8 protein-coding genes are annotated in these 11,053 nt (G+C 63.4%); 4 read left to right on the top strand and 4 right to left on the bottom strand.

Annotated elements, in window-relative coordinates:
* Positions 1 to 635 (bottom strand): SagB/ThcOx family dehydrogenase (locus LJE91_17750; GenBank protein MCG6870506.1); only part of this gene is annotated, 635 nt, incomplete at its 3' end.
* Positions 632 to 1,975, bottom strand: coding sequence for a dihydroorotase (locus LJE91_17745; GenBank protein ID MCG6870505.1), 1,344 nt, complete (start codon positions 1,973 to 1,975; stop codon positions 632 to 634). The genes LJE91_17750 and LJE91_17745, both read right to left, overlap by 4 nt.
* Positions 1,976 to 2,138: 163 nt before the next feature.
* Between LJE91_17745 and hisI the strand changes: the two genes are divergently transcribed.
* The 4 genes from hisI to LJE91_17725 are packed head-to-tail and all read left to right on the top strand — an operon-like array spanning position 2,139 to position 4,581.
* Positions 2,139 to 2,579: a phosphoribosyl-AMP cyclohydrolase gene (gene hisI / locus LJE91_17740; GenBank protein MCG6870504.1), complete on the top strand. Its 441-nt coding sequence runs from the start codon at positions 2,139 to 2,141 to the stop codon at positions 2,577 to 2,579.
* 23 nt (positions 2,580 to 2,602) lie between these two features.
* Complete coding sequence (gene cysS / locus LJE91_17735) at positions 2,603 to 4,012, top strand: cysteine--tRNA ligase (GenBank protein MCG6870503.1); 1,410 nt, start codon at positions 2,603 to 2,605, stop codon at positions 4,010 to 4,012.
* Positions 4,009 to 4,263 carry a membrane protein insertion efficiency factor YidD gene (yidD, locus tag LJE91_17730; protein MCG6870502.1) on the top strand — a complete coding sequence of 85 codons (255 nt, stop codon included), beginning with the start codon at positions 4,009 to 4,011 and terminating at the stop codon, positions 4,261 to 4,263. Before cysS ends, yidD begins: the two co-directional genes overlap by 4 nt.
* A 57-nt stretch (positions 4,264 to 4,320) precedes the next feature.
* Entirely contained in the window at positions 4,321 to 4,581 is a 261-nt protein-coding gene (locus tag LJE91_17725) for a zinc ribbon domain-containing protein (GenBank protein ID MCG6870501.1), read from the top strand.
* An 81-nt stretch (positions 4,582 to 4,662) separates the two neighbouring features.
* Here the strand turns inward: LJE91_17725 and LJE91_17720 are convergent, their stop codons facing one another.
* Both LJE91_17720 and LJE91_17715 read right to left on the bottom strand, forming a co-directional pair.
* Positions 4,663 to 7,950 carry a hypothetical protein gene (locus LJE91_17720; GenBank protein MCG6870500.1) on the bottom strand — a complete coding sequence of 1,096 codons (3,288 nt, stop codon included), beginning with the start codon at positions 7,948 to 7,950 and terminating at the stop codon, positions 4,663 to 4,665.
* A 246-nt stretch (positions 7,951 to 8,196) separates the two neighbouring features.
* Entirely contained in the window at positions 8,197 to 10,830 is a 2,634-nt protein-coding gene (locus LJE91_17715) for a hypothetical protein (GenBank protein MCG6870499.1), read from the bottom strand.
* Positions 10,831 to 11,053: the final 223 nt, after the last annotated feature.

The following is an 11,053-nucleotide window of genomic DNA, read 5'->3' as shown; positions in this document are numbered from 1 at the left end:
ACCGCCACGGCGCCCAGTGCATGTCCCACGTCGTGGTGGCAATAACGAAAGGCGCGTTCGCCGTACTTCCAGGACTCGCGCCAGTAGATCGAACTGAAGCCGACAAAGAACCCGCCGCTACCGTCTCCGAACGGATCCAGTCGAACCTGGCCGAACCCGCGGCGCTTCTCCAGCGCGTGCTCGAAGACGTTGTAGTGATACAGCGCCGTCTCGGCCTCGATCCCCGCCCCGGCACCGAGCATCACATAGCTCTCGGTCGGGTGGAGATCCCCGCTCGAGGGATTGACGCGCAGCGACCAGCGGTTTTCCGGTCCCGCCTCCTTCCACGCGGACAGCGCCAGGCTGTCGTAAAGGAATCGGCTGAGTGAATGGATATCGACAGGATCTGCCTGCCGTACGCTACCGAAGAGCTCGTCATAACGCGGCCCCGCAACGTCTTCGGGCGGGTGTTCCAGCGCGATTCGCGGCGCCCCTTCGTAGCGCCGGAAGGGATCGGGCTGTGTCGCCCAGTCGAGATAGCCGGGAGAGCGCGCGAACCGGTTCAGCTGATGCTTGGTCCGGTCGTGGTATTCGAGCAGGCGTCCGGCGGGATCGCCGGCGACCAGTTCATGGAACTCCGTCGAATCGTCACTCATACATCGCTTCGATTGAATGCCAGCCGCGCCCCCGGTGCCTCGTCGAGGAACCGTCCCTCGCGGTAGACGAGCCGGCCCGAGACGAGCGTGCCCCGCACCGAGGACCGGAGGGTCCTGCCCTCGAACGGCGACCAGCCGCATTTGTAGAGGACGTCGTCGCGGGCGACTGTTTGGGGTCGATTGAGGTCCACGAGGACGAGGTCCGCCTTGTAGCCCTCGCGGATGTAGCCGCGCTCCCGGATACGGAAACACTCCGCCACGGCGTGACTGCTGCGATACACGATGTCCTCGAGCCCCATCCGGCCGTCGTGATAGAGCTCCAGCAACGCCGGTAGCGCATGCTGCACCAGCGGCAGGCCCGAGGGCGCCTTGAAATAGGTGTTGGATTTCTCTTCCAGGGTGTGCGGTGCGTGGTCCGTGCCGACGACATCGAGCCGTCCCTCGATCAGCGCCTCGATGAGCGCGTGACGGTCCTCCGGTCGCTTGATCGCCGGGTTGCACTTGATCAGCGCGCCCTTCTCCTCGTAGTCGCGATCGTCGAACATCAGATGATGCACACAGACCTCTGCGGTGATGCGCTTTTCGCCGATCGGCGCCAGTCCGAAGAGCGAAAGCTCGCGTTCGGTCGTCAGGTGCAGGACATGCAGGCGCGTGCCATACTCGCGGGCGAGTTCCACCGCCATCGAGGACGACTTGTAACAGGCCTCCGCACTGCGGATCAGCGGGTGACAGGCGAAGGGCACCGTTTCGCCGTACCGCTCGCGGAACTCGCGCTCGTTCGCCTCGATCGTGGGGGTGTCCTCGCAATGCGTGGCGATCAGCGCGGGCGCGTCGCGGAAGATCGCGCGCAGTGTCCCGGGATCGTCGACCAGCATGTTGCCGGTCGAGGCCCCCATGAACACCTTGATGCCGCAGCACCGATCGGGATCGAGGCGGCGGATCTCATCGAGGTTGTCGTTGGTGGCCCCGAGATAGAAGGAGTAATTGGCCAGCGACTTCTCTGCGCCCAGCGCATGCTTGATCTCCAGCGCCTCCAGGGTCGTCGCCGGTGGCTTCGTATTCGGCATCTCCATCAGGCTGGTGATGCCGCCGGCCACGGCAGCGCGGGACTCCGAGCGGATATCCCCCTTGTGGGTCAGGCCCGGTTCTCGGAAATGGACCTGATCGTCGATCATGCCGGGCAGCAGGTGCAGGCCAGCCGCATCCAGCACGATATCGGCCGGCACCGCCGAAAGGTCCGCGGCGATGCGCTCGATGCGCCCGTCCTTCACCAGGACATCGCCCTCGCGCAGTTCGCCCTCGTTGACCACGACCGCATTGCTGATCAGGATGGATTTCATGAACGGTGTTCCGAATTGGTACGGGGACTCGCAGGCTGCTAGAAGCGTTTCGGATTCTATCCTGCATCCCGTCCCGGCGACACCGCAGGGCGGCGGAGATTCTGATCGGCCGCCCTGCGGTGGTATCATAGACGGCTTTCCATCCGACGATGCGTAGGACGCAATGGGCGAGAACCCGATCAAGCGCAACGAACGCGCCGCGGCCGGTGAAGGCCTTCCCTGGGCGGACGTCGTCGCGTCGCTGCCGTTCAACGAGCAGGGCCTTCTACCCGCGGTGGCGCAGCAGTTCGACACCCGTGAAGTGCTGATGATGGCCTGGATGAACCGCGAGTCGATCGAGGAGACCCTGCGAACCGGGCGGGTCTGCTACTGGTCGCGGTCGCGCGGGAAGTTCTGGCGCAAGGGTGAGTCCTCCGGGCAGGTGCAGGACCTGAAAGAGATGCGGCTGGATTGCGACGGGGACACCCTGCTGCTGATGGTCGACCAGACGGGGCCGGCCTGTCATACCGGACGCAGGGGCTGCTTCTACAACGTCGTGAAGGCGGACCGTGTGGTCGTGGACAGCGAGCCGCTGATCGATCCCGACGAGCTCTACGGCAGCTAACCCGCACGGGTCCGAGGTATGTCATGACGCTGTCGCTTCACAACACCATGACGGGTGAAAAGGAGGCATTCACGCCTCTGAACCCTGACCGGGTCACCATCTATGTCTGTGGCCCGACCGTCTACAACTACGTCCACATCGGCAACGCGCGGCCGGTGGTGGTCTTCGACGTGCTCTACCGCCTGCTGTCGCGTGAATACCCCGAGGTCGTCTACGCCCGCAACATCACCGACGTGGACGACAAGATCAACGCGGCGGCCAAGGGAAACGGCGAGCCCATCTCCGCACTGGCCGGCCGCTTCGCCGATGCGTTTCACGAGGACATGGCGGCCCTGAACACGCTGCCGCCGTCACTGGAGCCGCGCGCCACGGAGAACATCGAGGCGATGATCGGGCTGATCGAGCGGCTGATCGCCGGCGGTCACGCCTACGCCGCCGATGGCCACGTGATCTATGACGTTCCCTCGCTGGAGAGCTACGGCAAGCTGTCCCATCGGAAACTCGAGGACATGCTCGCCGGGGCGCGCGTCGAGGTGGAATCCTACAAGCGGAATCCGGCCGACTTCGTGCTCTGGAAACCGTCCACGGACGAACTGCCCGGCTGGGATAGCCCCTGGGGCCGGGGACGCCCGGGCTGGCACACCGAGTGCGCGGCAATGATCCAGCAGCACCTCGGTCCCACGATCGACATCCACGGGGGTGGCCAGGACCTCGTATTTCCGCACCACGAGAACGAGATCGCCCAGGGGACCTGCGCGCACCCCGGGGCGGACTTCGTCCGCTACTGGGTCCATAACGGCTACATCACGGTCAGCGGCGACAAGATGTCGAAGTCCGAGGGCAATTTCTTCACGGTGCGTGACCTGCTGGCACAATTCCCCGGTGAGGCGATTCGCTACGCACTGCTGAGCGGACATTACCGAAAACCCCTGGACTGGTCGCCCGAGATCGCGCACCAGGCCCGGGCGAGCCTCGACCGGCTCTACCAGGCCCTGAAACTCGCCAACGCCGAGGTCGTGGCCGCGGACTATGATGTCCCTGCCGAGGTCGTCGCCGCGCTCGACGACGACCTGAACACGCCGCTCGCCCTCTCACATCTGCACGAGATCGCGAGCCGCCTCAACGCGGCAGGCCCGGACGATAACAGGGAGGTCGAGCGCCTCAAGCGGGAACTCGTCAGTGCCGGCGCCTTGCTCGGCATCCTTCAGCAGAACCCCGAGTCCTGGTTTCGCTGGACGCCCGAGGACGCGAAGGCCCTGTCCGACGAGGCCGTCGAAGACCTGGTGGCCGAACGCACCGAGGCCCGGTCCGCGCGGAACTTCGCCCGTTCGGACGAGATCCGGGACCAGCTCGCCGCCGAAGGCGTGCAACTGGAAGACTCCGCGGCCGGTACGGTCTGGCGCCGAACCGGCGCGCGCGGGGCCACGACATGATACGCAGACTGCTGATCGCGCCGATCAAGGGCTACCGCTACCTGCTGAGCCCCTTCTTCGGCCAGCACTGCCGCTTCCACCCCAGCTGCTCGGCGTACGCGGTAGAGGCCATCGAGACCCACGGCGCCCTGCGCGGCACGGGCCTGGCCATCCGGCGCCTGTTGCGCTGCCATCCCTTCGCACCGGGGGGATACGATCCGGTACCGGAGCCGAAGCCGGGAGGCAATAAAACCGAAACGTCCGGGACTTGACTTCGCGTGCCGCCACCCCGATGTTTAAGGAATCTATTTCACACAGGAGTACCAGACATGCCCACCTATGACTACCTCTGCCCCGAGAACGGAAAGACGGTCGAGATCTCGCACCGCATGGCCGAGACCCTCACGACCTGGGGCGATCTGTGCGAACGTGCCGGGATCGAACCGGGCGACACCCCCGCCGACAGCCCCGTACGAAAGGTCATCACCGGTGGCGCCGCCATCCTCGGCGGTTCGTCCCGGGACAGCGCCCCGATGCCGGAGATGTCCGGGGGTGCATGTTGCAATGGCGGGGGTTGTGGCTGCGGCTGATCGAATCGAATCCGCCTCACGTCCCGGGGGCACCGTGTCCCCCGGGGATACTCGGACCACACCTGCGGTCCGGCTGGGGTTTCAGCTCGCCAGTGAAAGGTAGTCGAGTACGGAAAGTCCCAGCGCCCCGAATGGCAACAGCAGCGAGCGCACCAGGGGCTGCTGATGGATCGGCACGAACGCCCCGCTGTGGATCTCACGCAGATATTTGACGATCAGGTCCACCTGCTCGCTTAGCGGACTCTCCCGTCCACCCATCTTGGTCACCTTCATCTGTTCCTTTTCGAGACGATCGATCGCAGCGTCCCGCGCGCTTACCGCGGTACGTCGCATGACGATGGCGCAGTAAACGAGATACAGGGCATTGAGCAGAAAGACGATCGCCAGACCCAGCGGCAGGTCCCAGTCGTCGAAATAGGTGATACGGGAGATGATCATCAGGAACAGGACGAGGAACGGGTAGTAGATCAGCCGCGAGATCGTGTCCGTTCGCGATGCGATCAGCTTGATGTTGAGTACCTCCATGGCGAAACCCGGGCTCACGCCATACTGCCCGCAACAGGACTGAACGGTGCTCGCGGGCCAGGCGACTCTGCCGTCGACCAGTTTTTCCGTGAACACCCGGCAGAGTCGCGTGGCGTCTACCACGAAGAAGATCAATACCAGCATCGACACCACACTCGCCAGCAAGATAGAGAAGTCGATCAACCGTGCGGCATCGCCACGGTAGGGGATGAAAGGACGGCCGAACAACTTCATGAGGATTATCGCCAGTCCGAAATAGATCACGACCCGGACTACGGAACGCGCAAGCCGGCGACTGAAGGTCCCGAGAAACTGGTTTTCCGCCCAGATTTCGCGAATGTCCAGCCACTTGCAGGGCTCGCTTCCTCCCTTTTGCAGAGACACCGTCGAGGTATCGGGACCGGCCCCCGGCGAATCACTTTCACGCCCGCTGACACGGCGCTTGCGTCGCCAGCGGAACACACTGTACTGAAGGCATTTCTCGTACAGGTCCGCTGGAGCATCTGGTAATGCTTCGGGGTCCAGCCCGAACTCGTCCCGGATTCGCCGGTTGCTCTTCTTGATCTCGCGCCAGCAACGTGCCAGGAAATAGATCGCCATCGCCGCGGCGACACCGCGCAGTATTTGCGTCGGCCAGATGGAGATACCCTCCGTCAGGGAAAAGGGCTCACCCATGCGACCCTCGTTTGAGATAAGGATCCAGGTATAGCCGAGCACCGCGATCAGCACGATCGAGGCGAGGCAGGCGATCCCAGGTTTTCTTCGCGCATATCGCCATGCGGCCAAAACGAACTCGCGAAATTCATCGCTGACCGCGGCCAGCAACAGGATACCGACGATCAGAAGTAATAGCGTGAACCCAAAGGTCTTCTGGTCGGGGAAGAAGTCCGGTCCGGGCGGATGCAGGGGAAAGGCCCCCTCGAGCGGAAGTCCCTCCAGCCTGACCTCCCTCGATGGGTCTTCGACGCGCAGACTGAGGTTGAACGCGCCATTGCGGGCGACCTCGAAGATCCTCGGTTCCAACCATCGATCCACCATCGCCTGCGAAGGCGGCTCCGAGGATAGTGCCGCAAGCACGGCAAAAAAGACGGACGCCTGATAGCCGTCACGAAACGGGGGGATCTGTCCCTGAAGCCCCGGGTTGAGGGTCAGCCCGAATCCCGAGGCAACGACCAGGTTTCTCGTCCACCGGTACTCCGCCGGATGCAGCAGGCTCGCATCCAGGTCGGTGGTAAAGAAGAGGACATCGGAAAACCTAGGCCGGACCGCCTGCAGGATAAGCAGCTTATCGTAGACATCGCTACCCAGCACACCGATCGCCTTGATACGCCCCTTCCCCTCGGACTTCAGTCGATCGTCGAGCCGTTCGATCTCCCCGGCCAGGCGACGCAAATAGTCGACCTGGCTCTGCCCCTCGGCACGTTTCGGCATCGATGGGCTCCGCCCCCCTTCCGAATCCTTGGAACGCTCTCCCGTATCGGCGCCGCCATCGCTACCCGGGGTGTTAGGGAGCCTGCCATCCAGTCCCCGCAGATAGCTGAAACGGTGCAACCAGGGTACGTCCTCCAGGCAATCTTGTCGGTCTTTCTTCAGGTTCTTCTTGCAGGCCTCAATGACCGATTTCTTGAACGCCCCCGGCAACGCACGGCCATACAGTGTGTCCCACTCCGAGATGAGGACAATGTGCCCCTGTCTCGATGAATTACCGCTGGTTTTGGCGGGCACACCCCTTAGCCGAAGTTCCTCGACCAGCAGGCGGGACAGATCGAGATCGGTAGGAATCGTGCGCAGCAGGTCGACGGATTGAACCTTGAAATATTCCGACAGTCGGACCTTGTCCTTATCCTCTTCGTTCAGCACCGGCTCGAGAATCAGTGCATCGGAAGCGGTGGCGGTAGGGGAATAAACCTCCAGATGGTCGACGATCCCCGGAGCGAGTAACCCACACACCGGAATACCTTTGCGACCCAGTTCGACGGTCATCGCGCGTAAGGTGGTGGACCCTGCCGGCCCTATGATTTTGACCCGGTCCTGCGGGTCCAGGCCTCCTGGGAATATTGCGCTCAGTGTTCTTGCCAACCGTCTGAACGGATCGTATCCATAGCCGTCATCGTTCAGCCACAGAAGCAGCACCGGGTTTCTTGCGTGTCCGGCCTTGGGTTCGTACCACTCATAAGGGATAAACGCTTGCGCGTTGCCGGAGGGGCCAACATCCAGGTACAGGTGAATCGGGTCGGCGATATAGGAGATGTGTTGCGCATCGCGCGGCGTATACCCCGCGGTATCCAATGCCGACACCACCGCATAGCGCCTGCGCGTGCGATGTTCCGCCGCTTCCACATAGGGCCCGCCGAACACCATGACACCCAGCACCGTAACGGGTTCGCGCTCGGCATGGATCTGACAGGCGAGATCGAAAGCCTTGTGCGAATACCGGAGCGCAAGCGTCCGTTCCCGCCATAGAGATCCCATGGCGGTCGAGACCTCCGGCGACGAGGTCGATTTCACGTCCGGATTCTCCGATTCGCGCTGCCCGCACAGTTCGCGGAATCTGGAATCAGAGAACGCGTCACCCATGGCAGGGGTGGCTACGGAACCGTCAGCGGATTTCAGATCATCCGTCCGGTGGTCCTTCAGATACCGCTGAACGGCGGCAAAGGGATCCTGCCACAGGCGCGCAGGGACATCTTCGCGCCCGGGGATGTCGTATCCGGAGACCACCGGTTGGTTGGGACGAGATCCCCGCAGCGGCAGTTCCTGAACCACCAGCGCACCCAGCAGCGCGAGGATGATCGCCGCGCCGGAGAGCGAGAAAGTCGGACCGCTACCACTGTTTTCGCTCATGCCGACAGTGACCCGTCTATACCCATGCGAATGGTAACCCCGGGTCCGATCCCTGTGGATTGCGGGGTACCCGCATGCCGCCCACGGAAATCAACCAGCAAGCCATTCCGTATCCGGTCATCGCAAGGTGGACGAGAAAGCCGCCGCGAGTCTCGCGGGAGCCGTCCAGAGGTCACGGAAAACAAGACCTTCCTTATCTAGTATAGACAAGCACTACGCCGGAGCCGGTCGCCTCCGGCGGGTTGTTCATCGAGCCCGCAACCTTCGGTCGAGGCGATCGAAGTGAAGGCGGTTGCGACGTGCCCCCACGGCCCATCTGAAGGTCCGATGAATCGGATCAGGGTTGACTGGCCCCCCTGGCCAAATCCTTTCGCAACTCACGCAAGGCGCTCGCAACCGGCTTCCCCGGCCTGCTTCGGCCAAGAAGATGCGCAATGGCTTCCAACTGGTCCAGGACCGAATCCGATACGCTTCGACAAAGGTTTCCCTTACGGCCTTTTTCTCCAGACCGCCGCGTTTCAATCGCACCAGTAGATCGCAGTCCACCGCCATCACGCTGTTCCAGAAAGACGTATCCCATTCCGCCTGCTTCGTAAGGTGCGTTTTCACCGTCGCTGTCAGTTCGTCGAACCGGTCCATGGTTTCCCTGATCGCTTTGGTCCTGTCCCTGGCTGTTCCAATTCGCTCGATGATCAGTACGCCTGTCAGCCAGTTCAACAATGGGTAGGGATCGATCTCCCCGGTCCGCTGCAGTTTCAATTCATAGGCCTTGCGGTAATGGTCACTCATCCGCTTGAGGTGACCGACGGGGCTTCCCCGGGTGACGAGGGCATAGCGTTTGCAGGCGCTGGCAAGCATGCTGTAACGCTCGACGGTTTCGCCCAAGCCGATCAGTGCATTCAGGCTTTTGATCGCGTCCCGAATGAGCGGGACCACGCCATTTTCCGCCGCGGTGGCCAGATCGGCCGCCCAGCGCACCTTCAGGTTCGCCTCCTGCTCGACGAGATAGAGGTCCATCCTGCCGTCCTCAGCCTCCAGCGCGTTTTCGTAGTGACTTACCGCCTTATGGAAAATACCAAGTTCGCCATAGGCGGCGCCGAAGGCCGACTGAACCGCTCCGAGCGACGCCCATCCCTCGTCCAGAGAATCCGAGATTGCTTCCAGACGTTTCTCTAGCGCGCCCAGTTGTCCCCCGTGCACCGTCTTTGCCTCGATAGTCAGGTTGTTCAGCTCGGTCACCACCTGGCTCGGCGTGACGAAAGAACCCGCGACCCGGGGCTTTGCCGCCGACCGAGCCAGCGTGAAATCGGGATCTCCGTAGCACTGGTACGCACCCCAGGTGTTGACGCCAGGGTGTTTCTGGCGGATGCGCTGGCGTGCATGCAGAACGGCGTCCCTCTGCAGCACCCGGGGAGCGGCGACCAGTACGTCCTGGAACCTGGGCAGGGCCGCCACCTGCCGCAGCCTTGTGGCGGCCTCGACGGCGCGGTCTTCGAACAGCTCCAGAAACTCGACACTGCCGATATGAAGCAGCCTGCGCGCGCCAGGCGGTGCGCTGCGATCGGCAATGGATTCGTTGGCGAGCACCACACCGTCGAGAATCGCCGACATCGAATGCAGGACGGACAGACCACCGGCGGAGGTCCCGATCAGCAGAGAGGTCACGGCCAGCGGTTCGCTCCCCGTCGCCCAGTCGGCCCGGGTGATGGTGTACTCGATCAGCGCACGCTTGATCGATCGCGCAAGCTTGTTCGGTGTCAGCTGTCCCACCTCGCCGAGACCCACGACGATCGCGCTACCCGGCTGGCCTGGCGGCTTGAGGATCACCGAACAGGTCTCGATCGGGCCGGGGTAATAGCCCAGGCGGTGGCGTTTCGACAGCCGGCCGTCGAGGTAGCGGTCCAGTTGCGCCTCAGCACTGATCAGCATGTCGCCCTGATAGTGCCCGACCATGACGGGATGTCGTGCGAACCCCAGGTTACCCTGTGCGACCGACGCCCTGATCTGCCGCCGCGGGCCGGCGGGCGCCTCCGGACGGGAACCGAGCGCGGCGCTCACGAGCGCGGCCTCGTCGGGGTACATCTGGACGTGAGCAACCGGCAGATCGAAGGGTTCGGTTTCCTCGCCACGCACGACCGGCGGGGACTTCGGCAGGCGACCGGTATTCCCGGTTTCGAGAATCTCGCGGATGGCCTCGAAGCGGTTGTCCTCGGACTCGAACACACCGGACATCTCGAACGGACCCTCGGTGCGTTTCGGCAGGTCGCCGTGCACCACTTCCGCGAACCAGGTGGGCGCACCCTCCGGAATACCCTGGTCCCAGGGTACGCGGCCGTCACCCCGCCGTGTGGCGAGGAAGGTTGCCGGCCTGAGCGGATTCCCGTCGGCACGCGTCACCAGCCCTCCCATGGAGTGGGCGAGGATACGCACCGGTGCTTCGCCGCGACCGCCCAACCGCCCCTCGATCACCTCGGCAAGCCGCGCGGCCTCCTCGCGAACCGAGCGCCGCCAGTCGAAGGGAAAAGGCACCACCTCGTGGGTGTCCCGCAGATACTCGACCAGGTCGTAATAGACGCTGCCGATCAGCAGGTCCCCGGGATCGACCCACACGCGGTTGCCCCGCACCTCCAGATGGCTGCCGAGAATGCCGGGCAGGACGAACACCAGCGGCTGCGGGCCCTTGCGGCGCGCCGCCCGGGCGGTCTTGGGGATGTCCGCGACGGTGGTGAAGGGGCGAAACCCGCCGTGATCGTGCTCGTCGCGGGTGAGACCGGCGATGAGCCTGCGCACCGTGGGCTCGTTGGAGAAATACTTGAAATGGGTGACCTCGGCGCCGCTGACCTTCAGCAGGGGGACCTGACCGACGAGGTTGAAGAGCACCGAGAGATAAGGCGATTTCTGTCAAATGACATACCATCCTGCTTGTCTTTGTCGTCCGTCCTCTGTGTTGCGACAACCGTTCCATAGTTCGACTATGCGCCTGTTGTCGCGTCTTGTTGACGAACGATCCCGGCGCTGCGCTGTCCCTGCTTTGCTTGGGCACCGGTCTTGGGCTTCCTGCCCAAGCCGTTCACTGCTTCGCAGTTCACCCGGCGCGATCTGG

This window comes from Gammaproteobacteria bacterium (assembly GCA_022340215.1).
Classification (GTDB): Bacteria; Pseudomonadota; Gammaproteobacteria; order JAJDOJ01; family JAJDOJ01; genus JAJDOJ01.
This window is presented reverse-complemented; position numbering and strand designations above follow the sequence as displayed.